Source organism: Tessaracoccus sp. OS52 (assembly GCF_020687685.1).
Classification (GTDB): domain Bacteria; phylum Actinomycetota; class Actinomycetes; order Propionibacteriales; family Propionibacteriaceae; genus Arachnia.
The window spans coordinates 286418-301202 of sequence record NZ_JAJEWM010000003.1; the positions used below are offsets into that span (position 1 = coordinate 286418).

Below are 14785 nucleotides of genomic sequence, written 5' to 3' on the forward strand. Positions count from 1 at the left end.
CTTGGTCAGGACGGCCCTCGGCGCACCGCGTCGGGGGCCGTTTCCATCCCTATTGGGACCCGTGGCCGGAACAACCACAACGCCGCGACGAAGAGCAGCCCCCAGAGCACGTAGGAGTTCCCGGCCACCCGCTGCCACAAGCCCCACTCGAGCTCAAGCCCATCCCTGCTGGGCACGTTCCAGATGCCACGGCTGTAGAACGCCACCACACCGGCGGCCACGACGAGGGCCAACCAGACCTGCACCCCGCCCCGTCGCTCCAGGGCCCACGCCGTCAGCACCAGCAGCGCCGGCACTGCCCACACCCAGTGGTGCGCCCACGACACCGGGGACGCGAGCAGAGCATAGACACCCATGACCACCATCGCGACCGCGTCCTCACCACCCCTGAACAGCAACCGCATCAGCACCAGCGAACTGAGCCCGAGGCCCGCGCAGACGACGAACCAGACCACGCTCGTGGCTGTCTCGCCCAGCGCGAGCCGGTGGAGGAGACCGTTGAGTGACTGGTTGGACACGTACTCCAGATCACCGATGCGCGTCGGGTCGGAGAGCGTCTCGGTCCAGTACTGCACCGAGGGTCCCCACGCGAGCAGGAACCCGATCCCCGTGAAGAGGACGGCAGCGGCAACCCCCGTCACCAGTGCCCGCCAGTCCTTGCGCATGAGGAAGTAGGCCAGGAAGACCGCGGGCGTGAGCTTGATCGCCATCGCCAGTCCCACCAGCGACCCCTGCCACCACTTGCCCCGCCCCAGGATCACGTCGGCGACCACCAGCGCCATCAGGACTACGTTGACCTGGCCGAACTCCACGGTCTCGCGCACGGGGATGATCCACAACAGCACCGACGACAGCCCCACAGCCACCCAGGCCGCGTCGGCCTTCCCGAGCCGGAAGGACTCCCGCGCCACCAGCCACACGACAAGCACCAGTGCCAGCAACGTCACCAGCGTGAAGACGACGTTGGCCGCCCGCAGCGGCAGCCACGTCAGGGGCACGAACAGGACGGCGGCGATGGGCGGGTAGGTGAACGGGAGGTTCGCGCCGACCTGGGTGTCGGGGAGGCGGCCGTAGAGGTCGCCGCCGTCGCGGAACACCTGCGCCCCCAGCCGATAGACGTCGAGGTCTATTCGGTACGGGATCCACGGGTCTGTCCCGGGGATCCCGAACATGAGGCAGTAGAAGCCCCAGAGCAGGAACAGCAGCGCCCCGGCTCTGGCGAGGCGCGACGCGAGGTAGCGCTCGGTGAGCCACACCGCCGGACGGGCACGTTGCATGTGGATCAGTATGGCCGGATTCGCCCACCCGGCCAGCCCGCACCACCGTCGACGGCCCAGCCGGGTAGGTTGGTTGCGTGAGCATCACCGTCCGCGCCATCTCCTCCGACGACCACCTCGCCTTCATCCGGGAGCGTGGGTCCGCCAGTTTCCTGCAGACGCCGGCGTGGGCGAAGGTCAAGTCCGAGTGGCGCGGTGAGTCGCTGGGATGGTTCGACACCGACGAGCTGATCGGAGTCGGCCTGGTCCTCTACCGGCAACTGCCGAAGCTGCCCCGCTACCTCGCCTACCTGCCCGAGGGCCCGGTCCTGGACTGGGAACGGCCGGACATCGAGGAGCAGCTGGCCGCCCTGGTCCGGTACGCCAAGCGAGCCAAGGCCTTCGCCGTGCGGATCGGTCCTGCGTTGAAGCACCGCAGTTGGGGTCCGGCGACGGTCAAGGCAGCGATCGCCGACGAGGCCGTCACGGCCCTGTCCCAAGTGGAGCCCGATGAGACCACACTGGCCGGCACCCGCTGGCTGCGGCAACTGGAGCACCTGGGCTGGCGCAACGCATCCGAGGGTGCAGGCTTCTCCGCGGGACAGCCCAAGTTCAACTTCCAGCTTCCGCTGCGCCACCCCGACGGCACTCCCAAGACCGAGGACGAGTTGCTCAAGGGGATGAACCAGCTTTGGCGCCGCAACATCAAGAAGGCCGACAAGTCGGGCGTCACGGTCCGCCGCGGAACTCGGGCGGAACTGGCGCGGTTCCACGAGATCTACCTGGAGACCGCTGAACGCGACGGCTTCACCGGGCGCGCGCAGTCCTACTTCGAAACGATGTGGGACGCGCTGAATGCCGAAGGCGAGGGGCGGATGCGGCTGTACCTCGCCGAGCACGAGGGCGACCTCGTGGCCGCCACCACCATGATCGTGGTGGGCGAGCACTCCTGGTACTCCTACGGCGCCTCCACCACGGCGAAGCGGGACGTGCGTGGCTCGAACGCGGTGCAGTGGCAGATGATCCGCGACGCGCTGGCCGACGGCTGTGCCGTCTACGACCTGCGGGGCATCACGGAGGGCCTGGCTGCCGATGATCCGGAGATCGGCCTGATCCAGTTCAAGGTGGGTACCGGCGGGGAGGCCGTCGCCTATCTCGGGGAGTGGGACAAGCCCATCAACCCCGTGCTCTACCTCGCTTTCGACCAGTATCTGAAACGGCGGTGAAATGACCCTCAAGCTACGGGTGGCCACCGAGCAGTGGCGCCGGCACCAACAGTCGCTCCTGCAGGAGGTCCCCGGCCTCGTCTCGGTGGCAAAGGGCAACGGGTACGGGTTCGGCCTCGAGGTCTGCGCCCGCGAGGCCATGGGCCTGCGGGCCGGGACGCTCGCCGTCGGCACCGCGCACGAGGTCCTGCCCGTTCGCCTGGCCGGCTGGACCCACGACGTCGTGGTGCTGAACCCGTGGCGGCCAACGGAGTCGCTCGCCACCAGCCAGCTCGACGACGAGCGCGTCATCTCCACCGTCTCCCGCGTCGAGGACCTGGACTTCATCCGGGAGAACCATCCCGGCGCCCGCGTGATCCTCGAGATGGACACCTCGATGCACCGCCACGGCCTGCCGATGTCGGACCTGGGACGCGTCGACACTTCGGGGCTCCGGTTCGAAGGCTGGACCGTGCACCTCCCAGCCCACGGCTCACTGGAGGAGGCGATCGCACTCACGCACGCGGCCACCGCCCGCCAGGAGGGGCCGGTCTGGGTGTCCCATCTCACCGTCGCCGACTACGCCACGTTCGCCGAACTGGCCCGCGTCGAGACCCGCATGCGCGTCGGGACGCGCCTGTGGCTGGGCGCCCCGGAGGCCTTGACGACCACCGCGACAGTCCTCGACGTGCACCCCATCGAGCGCGGCGCCCGGCTCGGTTACCACCAGGCCAAGGCACCCCGCGACGGCTTCATCGTCGTCGCCTCCGGCGGCACGGCGCACGGGATCGCGCTGGCGGCCCCGGTTCCGCAACGTTCGGTGCGGCAGCGGGCCACCACCATCGCCGACGGTCTGATGCGGGCCGCCGGGAGCGCCCTGTCGCCCTTCACCATCGGGGGCCGCAAGCGCCCCTTCGCCGAGCCTCCCCACATGCACTCCTCGATGCTCTTCGTCCCCGGCGCGAGGCCGGGAGTGAAGGTCGGCGACGAGGTGCCCGTCACCTGCCGGATGACCACGACCCGCTTCGACGAGATCCTGTTCGACTGACCGCTTTCCCCGTCTGACCAGCCCGAACACTGGTTGACGTTCACCCAGTGTTCATCCCGTTTTTTTGAGTTATTCAAAACAAGCGGATAGATTGGGGGCATGCCCAGCACCCAAGCACTCAGCCCGGAGGACGCCACCGCCCTCCTGCGCGAGGCGGGTCTGCGCGTGACGCGCCAACGTGTGGCCACCCTCCAGGCGATCACCCTTCGGCCCCACGCGACGGTGGAGCAGATGGTCTCCGACCTCAGCGGCGAACTGCCCAAGGCGAGCTTCCAGGCCGCCTACCTCGTCGTCGCGGACCTCGTCGCGGCCGGCCTGGTTTCCCGTCTGGACCTGCCCGGTCAGGCTGCCCGCTACGAGCTGGAGCGACGCGACAACCACCACCATGCGATGTGCATCGAATGTGGCCGCCTCGAGGACGTGGCGTGCGCCGTCGGTGAAGCGCCCTGCCTGTTGCCGAGCGACTCCCACGAGATGGACATCGTAGTGGCCGACGTCCTCTACCGCGGCATCTGCCGCGACTGTCGCCGGAAGGCCGCAACCACCCCCTGATCAGTTGTACCCACCTACAACTCAACCCCCACAACAGAAGGAGTACCGTGACCCAGCCCAACAGCGGATCCACCACCCAGGCCGGAATCCCGGCGGTCAGCGACCGCAACTCGCTCACAGTCGGTGCGGACGGACCCATCGTCCTGCACGACCACCACCTCGTCGAGACGCTCCAGCACTTCAACCGCATGAACGTGCCCGAGCGCCGCCCGCATGCCAAGGGCGCGGGTGCATTCGGTGAGTTCGAGGTGACCGAGGACGTGAGCGCGTACACCAAGGCCGCCGTCTTCCAGCCCGGCACCAGGACCCGAGTGCTGCAGCGTTTTTCCACCGTGGCCGGTGAGCTCGGCTCCCCCGACACCTGGCGCGACGTCCGCGGTTTCGCGCTGAAGTTCTACACCTCCGAGGGCAACTTCGACCTCGTGGGCAACAACACCCCCATCTTCTTCGTCCGCGACCCGATGAAGTTCCCGCACTTCATCCGCTCGCAGAAGCGCCTGCCGGACTCCGGCCTGCGCGACGCGACGATGCAGTGGGACTTCTGGACGCAGAACCCCGAGTCCGCCCACCAGGTGACCTACCTCATGGGGGATCGTGGCCTGCCGCGCAGCTGGCGCACCATGAACGGCTACGGCTCCCACACCTACATGTGGATCAACGCCGCCGGGGAGAAGTTCTGGGTGCAGTACCACTTCCTCTCCCAGCAGGGCGTGGAGAACTTCACCGCCGAGGACGCCGACGAGATGGCCGGCCTGGACGCCGACCACCACCGTCGCGACCTGTTCGACACCATCGCGCAGGGCAACTTCCCGAAGTGGGACCTCTACGTCCAGGTCATCCCCTACGCCGAGGCGAAGGACTACCGCTTCAACATCTTCGACCTGACCAAGACGATCTCCAAGAAGGACTACCCCCGCATCAAGGTGGGCACCCTGACCCTGAACGAGAACCCCACCAACTTCTTCGCCGAGATCGAGCAGGCCGCGTTCTCACCGGCGAACATGGTTCCCGGCATGGGCATGAGCCCGGACAAGATGCTGCTGGGCCGCAACTTCGCCTATGCCGACGCGCAGCGCTACCGCATCGGCACCAACTTCCAGCAGCTGCCGGTGAACAAGCCGGTGAACGAGGTCAAGTCCTACAACTTCGAGGGCAACATGACCTACGAGCACCGCGGCGCCGCACCCATGTACGCGCCGAACTCCTTCGGGGAGTCCTGGTCCGACGAGACCGGACCCGTCGAACCGTCCTGGGAGTCCGACGGCGAACTCGTGCGCAGCGCCTACACGCTGCACGCCGAGGACGACGACTTCGGCCAGGCGGGCACGCTCTACCGGGAGGTGTTCGACGACGGTGAGCGCGAGCGCTTCCACAAGACCCTGATCGGCCAGGGCAAGAAGATCGCCAACGAGACCGTGCTGGCCAACTTCTATGCCTACTGGTCGGCCGTCGACGCCAACCTCGGCACCCTGCTGAAGGCGGGCGTCGAGGCCTGATCGCCCACCGCCACAGCGCAACGACGAAAGGGCCCCGGTTCGCCGGGGCCCTTTCGCGTCGGCGTCGGTCAGGCGACAGCCACCAGGTCCTCGTCCCGGATCCGCTGCAGCTCCTCACGGTCGACGAGTTCCCCGCCGATCGGGTCACTGTGGTCGGGGGCGCGCAGCCGGTCCTGTTCGGGGTGTTGGACGTCTCTGACCATCAGGTAGAGCAGCCACAGATCCACCGCGAGCCGGACGATGATGGCAAGGAAGTACAGCCCTTGGGGACCGGTCTTCGCCGCGGTCAGATGGCCGGACAACCAGCCCCAGATGGCCAGGTAGTAACCGAGCTGCACGATCGTGAACGCGAGGTACTCCAGCTTGAACGGCCTGGCGAGCACCAGGGCGAACAGGAGCCACAGCGCGGTCTGTGGAGAGTAGGCGGCGCCGAAGAACGCACACACGAAGACGAAGATCGCCACCAGGGTGCCGACGCGGGGGCGCCGCTTCGTCACGTACAGCCAGGCGACGAGGAATGCGAGGATGAACAGCAGGATCATGAAGCCCAGGTAGCCGGCGGCCCGCACGTTCCACCCGAAGACCTGCATCAGGAACCACACTGATCCGTACGAAGCCTCTCCCCCCACCTGGTTCTGGTAGTACGAGATGACCTTGTCCAGGTCATTCAGTACCAGCGGGAGATGCACCACCGCCCAGGTCACGACGGCGGGGAACAGGAACAACACCTGCTGGGACCAGTTCCCACGGAGCGCGATGCACACTGCGACGGCGGCGACGACGATGATCGGCATGGTGCCCGCCGCCGCCGCGAGGCCCAGGATGATTCCGGCCTCCAGCGTGCGACGCTGCGCGAACTGCAGCAGCCCGACGGCGGTGATCCCGATTGGCAACAGATCCCAGTGGATGAGGCCCGCCGCGAGCACGACGGGGGAGGCGGCGACGAGCATCCCGTCCCAGGAGCGGAACCGGCCGTTGGCCGAGTCCCGGCCCAGCATCACCATGGAGATCGTCCAGGCGAGGAAGAACACGAACAGCACCACTGCGTTGATCGCGAAGAAGACCTCGGCCCCGTCGAGTTGAACCTGGACGTCGGCATCAGGCCGGATGTCGGCGCCCAGCGCGGCCGCCAGACGCACCGTCGCGAGCACCACCACCCCGAGTACCGGAGGAAACAGCATTCCGCCGTCGCCGCCGAACGCCGGGTTGCCCAGCCCAAAGCCCTGCCCCGTGTACATGAGGGGAATGTCGGAGTAGCACAGCCGGATGAAGGCGTTGATGGGGTTCGTGGCGTCGGTCTGGACGCATGGCACCTGACGCAGCGCCAGGAAGGTGAAGACCACCGCGGACGTGAGGATCGTCCACGGCAGCGGGTTGAACCAGTGACCTCTGGGGCGGGCGTGCCGACCCATCGGCCCACCGAAGGCGGGCAGCAGCGCGTTCTTCACGGGGACACCCTAGCCGCCACCTCGGGCCGGCTGTTCAGTTCCCGCCGCTGCCGTCCGACCCAGGCGGAGGGGGCGTGGAGGACCTGAGCACCCCAGAAATGATCCCTGAGTCACCCGCACCTCCCGTGCCCTGCCCGGGGACACTGGCCGTATCGGTAGGCGCGGGCGCCTCGCTCTGCGGTGGCGGAGGCGCCGTGGTCGGGTCCGGTTCCTGGGTCGCTGGGGGCTGCGTCGGCTCCTGCGTCGGCTGCTGTGTCGTGGGTTCGGCGGTCGGCGTCGGCTCCTCCGATGGCGTGACGGTCTCACTCGGTGTGGGCGTCGGGGTCTCACTCGGGGTCTCCGACGGCGTGGGCGACGGCTCCTGGGACGGTGTCGGCGACGGCGACGCGGACGAAGGCTCGGGGCTGGGCTTCTCGCTCTTGCCGTCGATGGGCTCGGGCTCGTCGAAGCCCAGGACCTCCATCCCCTCGTGCGCGGCGGCCATGTAGTCGACGAAGGTCATCAATGGGTAACCCGAGCCGAAGAAGGTGCGGTCCCCGGGCCGTCGGTAGGGCACGAGGTCGGCGTTTCCGCCGTCGCCCGCCACGTACATCACCGCGGTGGAGATCTGGCGGGTGTAACCGACGAACCAGGCCGACGTGATGGTGTCGTCGATGCCATTGGTGCCGGTCTTGCCCGCCACCGGTCGCCCGAGCTCGGAGGCTCTGCGGCCGGTGCCCTCGGTGACGACGCTCGTGAGGGCGTCGGTCACGTTGGCGGCGACGTTCTGCTCCACCGTCGCTTCCGGCGCCGGCTCCGCCTCGTAGACGACGTTGCCCTGGCGGTCCTCGACGCGCAGCACGATGTGGGCGTCCTTGCGCTGACCGCTGTCGGCGAGGGTGGCGTAGGAGTTCGCCATGTTGAGCGGGCTGACCTCGGCGAATCCGAGGGCGATGCGGTTGTGTGCGTCCCAGGCCGGACCGGTTGGGGCACCCGCGTCGTTGGCCGCCCGGATGACCTCGTTGGGGCCGTCGGGGATCTGTTCGGTCATGTCGACGAAGGCGGTGTTGATGGAGTCGGCGATCGCCTGGCGCAGCGTCACCTCGCCGTACTGCTGCTGGTTCTGGTTGTTGATGGGCTGCGAGTCGCCCTGCGGCGTGAACGTGTCGCCACGCAGCACGCTTTCGAGCGAGAACCCGTTTCGCAGTCCGGCGATGGCCGCGAAGGCCTTGAACGTCGAGGCGGCAGGGCGCTCTGTCGTGGCCCAGTTGCGGGAGTTGGCGACGTAGTCCGGTCCCCCGTAGAGCGCCAGCAGACCGCCGGTGTAGTTGTCCACCGAAGCGATGGCGACGTGCAGGTCCGCCGGGTCTGGGCTGCCCTCCCCCTCTGCCGCCGCGAGCGCCGTGTACTCCTGCGCCGTGGTGGTGGCGGCCGCCTGGGCCTCCTTGTCCAGGGTTGTGACGATCTTCAACCCGCCACCGGAGATCTCGCCCTCGGTGAAGCCCAGCTCCACCAACTCGTCCTCCACCATGCTGATGAGGAAGCCCTTGGGCCCGCCGTAGCGATTGTTCACAGGCACGTCCGGGAACTCGGGCAGCGTGTCGTAGGCGGCGTCGTGTTCCGCCTGGGTGATCTTGTCCATTGCCAGCAGGCCGTCGAGCACGTAGTTGTAGCGCCCCTTCAGCCGCTCCAGCTTCTCCTCACCGCCGGAGGGGTTGAAACCTGCCGGGTTGTTGAGGATGGCAGCCAGCGCAGCCGCCTCGGGCATGGTGAGTTCCTGGGCGGACTTGAGGAAGTAGGACTTCGCTGCCGCCTGGATGCCGTAGGCGCCACGGCCGAAGTAGATGGTGTTGAGGTAGCCCTCGAGGATCTCCTCCTTCGGCACCTCACGTCCCATCTTCACCGCGAGCACCAGTTCTCGCAGCTTGCGGGAGAAGGTCTGCTCGGGGTTGAGGTAGAGCACCTTGATGTACTGCTGGGTGATCGTCGAACCGCCCTGCATCTCGCCGCCCGTGGCGATGCTCCACATGGCACGCGCGATGCCGCTGATGGAGAAGCCCGGATCCTCCCAGAACGAGCGGTTCTCCGCGGCGATGACCGCATCCTTCATCACCTGCGGCATGTCCGCGTAGTCCATCGTCACGCGGTTCTGCACCGCCAACGACCCCAGCTGGTTCCTGCCGTCGTTGTAGTAGATGAAGGTGGTGTTGGTGGTGAAGTCCTCGTTGGGGTCCGGCAGGTCGGTCGTCGCGTAGAGGAACAGGAAGCTGCCCATGCCTGCCAGGCCCAGCACGAGGACCGCGATGAGCGCGGCCAATCCCACCCGCCCCCAGATCTTCTTCTTTGATGTCTTCTTCGTCGACTTCTTCGCAGCCCGCTTGGTGGGTTTGCGCTCAGCCATAGATGTCCTCAACCGTCTTCTGTCTGCGGGGCGGCTTGCGTTTGCGGCCGTCACCCAGGAGGTAAGCCTTGATCATGTGGTTCCAGCCGCACTCGGTGCACACCTCGACGACGCAGACCTTGAACTCACCGTACTCGTCCTGCATCTCATCGAGTTCCTTGGTGGACTTGATGCGCCCGGAGTATTGGCCCAGCTGTTCGCCGAAGACGTAGTTGAGGTTGAGCAGATGGGTGTTGTCGCACATCGGGCAGTCGACGCTGGAGGGTTCGCCGTGGTGGAGTGCGGCCCGGATCAGCAGTGGGTCGGCGTCGCAGACGTCGGAGGACATCACGCGCGACGGCCTGCGCGCCGCCTCGAGCGTCGCCCGGCGCTGCAGCGCGTAGTCAACTTCCTGCCGTTTGGACCACATCACACCAAGCGTAAATGGTCCGGGCAACTGTGAGAACAGCTGCGCTCATAGTCCGGGTCGGGGGGCACCTGGAAAACGAGTCTCGGCGGGCGCCGCCCCGCACCGGAAACGGGCCGGTTCGCTTCCAGCTCCGCGGTCACCCAGCCGTCGGACCGTTTGTCCCGGGAGCCCCGGACAGGCCGGGCACGCCCGGCAGGATCGGCCCGCGAATCCCGGCGTCGGCGCACGCCCGCTGGGCGCGCAACCGGATCTCCCGCATCGGACCCCACTGGTTGTTGGGGCTGGCCTTCAGCATGATCTTCAGCGTCATGGTGCCGCCCACCATCGAGTCCACGCCCAGCACCGACGGCTCCTCCAACAGGACCTCTGACCACTCCGGCTCTTCGCTCATGCCCGCGATGGCACCACGCAGCACGGAGGTCACCTTCTCGGGGTTCTCGTCGATGGCGACGGGGACGTCGACGAACGCCGTCGAGAATCCCTGCGACTCGTTGCCCAAGGTCAGGATCTCTCCGTTGCGGATGTACCAGACCGTGCCGCCCGGGTCGCGCACCTTGGTGATCCGCAGGTTCACCTCCAGGACCGTCCCCTTGATCTCGTCGATCTGGATGAGGTCGCCGATCCCGAACTGGTCCTCGGCCAGCATGAAGATGCCGGAGAGGTAGTCCTTGACCAGCGACTGCGCCCCGAACCCGATGGCGAGACCTCCGATTCCCGCAGACGCCAACAGCGGAGTCATTGGGATGCCGATGATGGCAAGGATCGTCAGGATTCCGACGAGCGTGACGACCACGTCCACTATGTTGCCCAGCAGCGAACCGAGAGTCTGCACCCGCTGCCTGTGCCTCTCCAACGCCATCCCACTGGCCCGGGCGAGCAGGATCTGCGCCTTTCCGCCCAGGTCACTGCGGTTCTTGTCGGGCCCCTTGGCGAGGAGACTCCTCGTCACCCGCCGGATGAAGAACCTCAGGAAGACGCGAAGCGCCACGGCGGCGATGACGACGACGAGGACCAGCAGGGCACGCTCCAGGATTTCAGCAGGCATGTCCCCATCTTGCCCGTCGTGGCGGGGCGTGTGCGATCAGAGAGGGCGTGGACCCCTCGCGCCCTAGCTTTGGCGTGTGACGACCAAGACATGGCAACGCAATGCCCGACAGGTTCTCAAGGACACCGTCGGTGCGGCCCGATTCGGGGAGTGGCACAGCGGGGTCCTGCGAGCCGACCCCGAAGCGGCGCGCGCGGAGCTCCCCCGGGTGCGTTGGTCGGAGCTCCGACTGGCCAGGCCCTTCCTGTTGGCACGCGGCTTCGGCATCGCCGGACAGCTGGATCGAGCAGTGGTCGACACGTTCTCGCCCATCTCTGTGGTGGTCGACGAGCCGCTTGCGTGGACCAGCGTCATGGTTGGCCGGCCGTGGTCGCCGGTGCCGGTGTCCCGAAAGCTTCCGACGCTCGTGGCCATCCGTGACTTCGACGAGCCGAACTGGTTGAAGTACGGCATGGACTGGCGGTTCTCCCCCTTGCCCGGTGGCCGCACCTTCGTGGAGACCAGCACCCTCTGCCAGCCGACCGACGCCAAGGCGATGCGCCGTTTCCTCGCCTACTGGTCGATGATCCGCATCCCCAGCGGCCTGATCCGACGTGACATCATCGCCGCACTGGGGCGTCGGGTGGCCGCCGCAGGCTGAACCGTCGCTCGCTGCCGGCGAGATGGCGCCCATGGGGGCCGACGATGATGCGACCTGCCCGTTCAGCCGCCCGTGGAGCTCTGCTGGGCGCCCGGTTCGGTGGTGGCGGCAGCGCTGGCGGGAGTCGTCGCCATTGGGGACGCAGGGCTGCTGGGCGGGACTGATTGCGACGCCGACGGCCGAGCACTGCTCGACGAGGCTTCGGGAGTGGTGCTGGCCGCCGTGACGCTCGGCGTGGCCGTCTGTGTTCCCGAGGCGGTCGCGGTCGGAGAGGGGGTCGCCGTCACCGAAGGGCCGGCGGTCGGGTCCGGAGAAGCGCTCGTGCTGGCGCTGGGGGCCGGCGCGCACGCCGGGCCCGGCGTCGGACCCGTTGGGTCGCACGTAGGCGACGGCGTCGGGCTGGGCGACGGGCAGGCGACCGGCGGGGTGGCGTCCGCGGCAGGGGTGCAGGTGGGCGTCGGCGAGGCGGTCGCGCTGGGCGACCCGCCGGCTGTGGGTGAGCCGGACGGGGACGGGCTGCCGCCGGGCTGCTCGGCATTCGGCGAGAGGCTCGCCGACGGCGTCGGGGAGAGGCTTGGCGACGGCGACGTCGTCGCGCTGGCTGAGGCCGACGGCGTGGGCGTCGGCGATGGCGATGGCGGCAGTGAGAGGGTTGGCGAGGGCGAGGCCGAGGCGCTCGGTGACGGGGACGGGCTCGGCGAGGGCGAGGGGGTCATCGTCGGGCTGGCGCCCACCGAGCCGGCGTTCATGACGGAGGTGTCGACGACGACCCCGCCACCACCCAGCCAGCCCTCCGGGTTGGTGAACCAGCCGTCGGCGATGACCTCGAAATGCAGGTGGCAGCCCGTGGAGTAGCCGGTATTGCCCACGCGGCCAACGCCTTGGTGCACGGCCACTTCCTGCCCCACCCTTACGCCGATGGCCGAGAGGTGGTTGTAGGTGGTGACCACGTGATGCGCCCCGATGCGGCCGTGATCCACCCGGACCTGCATGCCGTTGCCGCCGGCCCAGCCAACCCGGGTGACCCGGCCCGGCGCCGCGGCGCCCACCGGCGTCCCGCAAGGGGCGGCGAAGTCGAGGCCGGTGTGCAGCTTCCAACGGTGGAGAACGGGATGGAAACGATTTCCGAAGCGCGACGTCCTGCGGCCCTGGAGTGGCTGCGAGAGCAGCGCGCCCGTGGCGACGTCGACGGCTGGCACGCTGTAACCGGCGGGCGCCTGCCGGTTGGCCCTCGGGGAGGGCCTCGACCCGTTGGCTTCGGCCTGCGCCGACGGCAGGACTCCACCCGGCAGCGGTCCGGGCAGGCCGAGGAACGCCGCCTCGAGAAGCGAGGCATGCTGCTGGCCGGCGAATTCGTCGGGCACCGCCAGCGGGGCCTCCCTGACCGATTCCACCACAACCGCCTCGGCGTCGACGGCGGGTGGAGGACTCACGATGGGAATGGCCTGCAGGTCTGTCTCGCCACCCTGGGAGGCCGCGACGGCACCGGTCAGGGCAGCCACGACCGACACGGCGACGATGCCGGACCTGATTCGGTGCATCCCCACGGTTTCCTCCCTGGAGCCAGCCCCTCCATGCAAACACGGAGGCGGGGCGACACGCCAGAGCTTCCTGAGATCATTCATCAGGAATGCGCGCCTCGCGGCCTCCGCCGGTTCTGCGCGGAGCGCCCAGGACTGAGGTGACCTCCGCGTATCCGGACACGTAGAATGACCCCTTGTGCCGAGCCTGACCCAAGCCCAGAAGAACGCCGTCGACTCACTGCTGCGAATCTCCAGCGTGATCGACGAGCTCGGCAAACTGTTCCACGACGCCGGCGAGACGCTGTACCTGGTCGGCGGTTCGGTCCGTGACGCGCTGCTCGGTGGCCTCGGCCATGACCTGGACTTCACCACGTCGGCCCGGCCAGAAGTCACGGCCAGGCTGCTGGGACGGTTCACGCCGTCGACGTGGGACATCGGCAAGGCGTTCGGAACCATCGGCGCGATGAAGAAGGTCGACGGGCAGGAGTGGGTGATCGAGGTCACCACGTTCCGCGCCGACGCCTACGAAGCCGACTCACGCAAGCCGGTGGTCGCTTTCGGCGACAACCTCACCGATGACCTCGTGCGTCGCGACTTCACCGTCAACGCCATGGCCGTCGACGTCCGCACCCGCGAGTTCGTGGATCCCCACGGCGGCCTCGAGGACCTTGCCCAGGGCCTCCTGCGCACGCCGGCGGCTCCGGAGGTGTCCTTCTCCGACGACCCCTTGCGCATGATGCGGGCCGCGCGCTTCGCGTCTCGTCTGGGATTCCGGGTGGATCCCGACGTCGAGCGCGCGATGACCGCCATGTCGGAGCGCATCAGCATCGTGTCGGCGGAGCGGATCCAGGCGGAGCTATCGGGTCTGCTGCTCACGGACTCACCCCGCGAGGGCCTGGACCTGCTCGTCCGCACCGGGGTGGCGGACCACGTGCTCCCCGAGTTGCCCGCGCTGAAGCTTGAACTGGACGAGCACCACCGCCACAAGGACGTCTACGACCACTCGCTGATCGTGCTGGAGCAGAGCATCGAGCTGGAGAAGCAGCGGGGGCATGCGCCCGACCTGGTCGGCCGGCTCGCCGCGCTGCTGCACGACGTCGGCAAGCCCGCGACCCGACGGTTCGAGGGCAGCAAGGTGACGTTCCACCACCACGACGTCGTGGGCGCCAAGCTGGTCACCAAGCGGCTGCGCGCGCTGAACTACCCGGCGGCGGTGGTGAAGTCGGTGGCCAAACTCATCGAGTTGCACCTGCGGTTCCACGGCTACAGCGAGGGGCAGTGGACCGATTCCGCGGTCCGTCGCTACGTCCGTGACGCCGGCGACGAGCTTGAGCGCCTCCACATCCTCACCCGTTCCGACTGCACCACCCGCAACCGGAACAAGGCCACCAGACTTCGCCGCGCCTACGAGGAACTGGAGTGGCGCATCGACGAGCTGGCCGAGCAGGAGGAGCTGGCCGCCATCCGCCCCCACCTCGACGGCACCCAGATCATGGAGACGCTCGGCATCGGGCCAGGTCGTGACGTCGGCGAGGCCTACAAGTTCCTCCTGGAGCATCGCCTCGAGAACGGGCCCATCCCCGACGACGACGCTCGCCAACTCCTGCGCCACTGGTGGGATCAGCGCCAAGCCTGACCCGCTGCCCCTGTGGGCCGTTCTCGACGGCGGCCACCGGGACCACCCGCCTGCGCCCACCGGGACCACTGGGACCACCGGGACCACCCGACTGCGCCCGCACGTGGTCCCGACGCAGCGGGTAACCGGCACCCGGCGACTGCGCCG

At 68.2% G+C, this 14785-nt stretch carries 12 protein-coding genes; 6 read left to right on the forward strand and 6 right to left on the reverse strand.

From position 1 onward, the window contains the following. Nucleotides 1-5: 5 nt before the first annotated feature. Nucleotides 6-1277, reverse strand: coding sequence for a glycosyltransferase 87 family protein (locus tag LKO27_RS12410; RefSeq protein ID WP_304650903.1), 1272 nt, complete (start codon nt 1275-1277; stop codon nt 6-8). A 77-nt stretch (nt 1278-1354) separates the two neighbouring features. On the opposite strand from LKO27_RS12410, the gene LKO27_RS12415 reads away from it, so the two are divergent. From LKO27_RS12415 to LKO27_RS12430, 4 genes are all read left to right on the forward strand, one after another. Further along, entirely contained in the window at nt 1355-2482 is a 1128-nt protein-coding gene (locus LKO27_RS12415) for a peptidoglycan bridge formation glycyltransferase FemA/FemB family protein (RefSeq protein WP_227737824.1), read from the forward strand. 1 nt (nt 2483) lies between these two features. After that, a complete protein-coding gene (locus tag LKO27_RS12420) occupies nt 2484-3509 on the forward strand; it encodes an alanine racemase (protein WP_227737825.1) in 1026 nt (341 codons plus the stop codon). A 99-nt stretch (nt 3510-3608) separates the two neighbouring features. Then, nucleotides 3609-4061, forward strand: a complete 453-nt coding sequence (locus tag LKO27_RS12425; protein WP_227737826.1) for a Fur family transcriptional regulator — start codon at nt 3609-3611, stop codon at nt 4059-4061. 47 nt (nt 4062-4108) lie between these two features. Beyond that, a complete protein-coding gene (locus LKO27_RS12430) occupies nt 4109-5557 on the forward strand; it encodes a catalase (RefSeq protein ID WP_227737827.1) in 1449 nt (482 codons plus the stop codon). 68 nt (nt 5558-5625) lie between these two features. Here LKO27_RS12430 and LKO27_RS12435 read toward each other — a convergent pair whose 3' ends face one another. The 4 genes from LKO27_RS12435 to LKO27_RS12450 form a co-directional block, all read right to left on the reverse strand. Beyond that, nucleotides 5626-7005 carry a hypothetical protein gene (locus tag LKO27_RS12435; protein WP_227737828.1) on the reverse strand — a complete coding sequence of 460 codons (1380 nt, stop codon included), beginning with the start codon at nt 7003-7005 and terminating at the stop codon, nt 5626-5628. Nucleotides 7006-7039: 34 nt separating this feature from the next. Beyond that, nucleotides 7040-9385, reverse strand: a complete 2346-nt coding sequence (locus tag LKO27_RS12440; protein WP_227737829.1) for a transglycosylase domain-containing protein — start codon at nt 9383-9385, stop codon at nt 7040-7042. Then, the gene (locus LKO27_RS12445) at nt 9378-9794 is read right to left on the reverse strand and encodes a DUF5318 family protein (RefSeq protein ID WP_227737830.1); all 417 of its coding nucleotides are present in this window, start codon (nt 9792-9794) and stop codon (nt 9378-9380) included. The genes LKO27_RS12440 and LKO27_RS12445 overlap by 8 nt, the downstream gene beginning before the upstream one ends. Before the next feature lie 136 nt (nt 9795-9930). Beyond that, on the reverse strand, nt 9931-10839 hold the full coding sequence (locus LKO27_RS12450; protein ID WP_227737831.1) for a mechanosensitive ion channel family protein: 909 nt from the start codon (nt 10837-10839) through the stop codon (nt 9931-9933). 76 nt (nt 10840-10915) lie between these two features. On the opposite strand from LKO27_RS12450, the gene LKO27_RS12455 reads away from it, so the two are divergent. Next, nucleotides 10916-11479 (forward strand): hypothetical protein, encoded by a 564-nt coding sequence (locus LKO27_RS12455; RefSeq protein ID WP_227737832.1) that lies wholly within the window; start codon nt 10916-10918, stop codon nt 11477-11479. A gap of 62 nt (nt 11480-11541) precedes the next feature. Here the strand turns inward: LKO27_RS12455 and LKO27_RS12460 are convergent, their stop codons facing one another. Next, entirely contained in the window at nt 11542-13020 is a 1479-nt protein-coding gene (locus tag LKO27_RS12460; RefSeq protein WP_227737833.1) for a M23 family metallopeptidase, read from the reverse strand. Nucleotides 13021-13198: 178 nt separating this feature from the next. On the opposite strand from LKO27_RS12460, the gene LKO27_RS12465 reads away from it, so the two are divergent. Next, nucleotides 13199-14638, forward strand: a complete 1440-nt coding sequence (locus tag LKO27_RS12465; protein WP_227737834.1) for a CCA tRNA nucleotidyltransferase — start codon at nt 13199-13201, stop codon at nt 14636-14638. Nucleotides 14639-14785: the final 147 nt, after the last annotated feature.

What these genes read in the sequence shown, in the direction of transcription:
- LKO27_RS12445 (WP_227737830.1), bottom strand. Translation starts at nt 9,794, where the DNA reads ATGTGGTCCAAACGGCAGGAAGTTGACTACGCGCTGCAGCGCCGGGCG.
- LKO27_RS12440 (WP_227737829.1), bottom strand. Translation starts at nt 9,385, where the DNA reads ATGGCTGAGCGCAAACCCACCAAGCGGGCTGCGAAGAAGTCGACGAAG.
- LKO27_RS12425 (WP_227737826.1), top strand. Translation starts at nt 3,609, where the DNA reads ATGCCCAGCACCCAAGCACTCAGCCCGGAGGACGCCACCGCCCTCCTG.
- LKO27_RS12410 (WP_304650903.1), bottom strand. Translation starts at nt 1,277, where the DNA reads ATGCAACGTGCCCGTCCGGCGGTGTGGCTCACCGAGCGCTACCTCGCG.
- LKO27_RS12460 (WP_227737833.1), bottom strand. Translation starts at nt 13,020, where the DNA reads ATGCACCGAATCAGGTCCGGCATCGTCGCCGTGTCGGTCGTGGCTGCC.
- LKO27_RS12420 (WP_227737825.1), top strand. Translation starts at nt 2,484, where the DNA reads ATGACCCTCAAGCTACGGGTGGCCACCGAGCAGTGGCGCCGGCACCAA.
- LKO27_RS12450 (WP_227737831.1), bottom strand. Translation starts at nt 10,839, where the DNA reads ATGCCTGCTGAAATCCTGGAGCGTGCCCTGCTGGTCCTCGTCGTCGTC.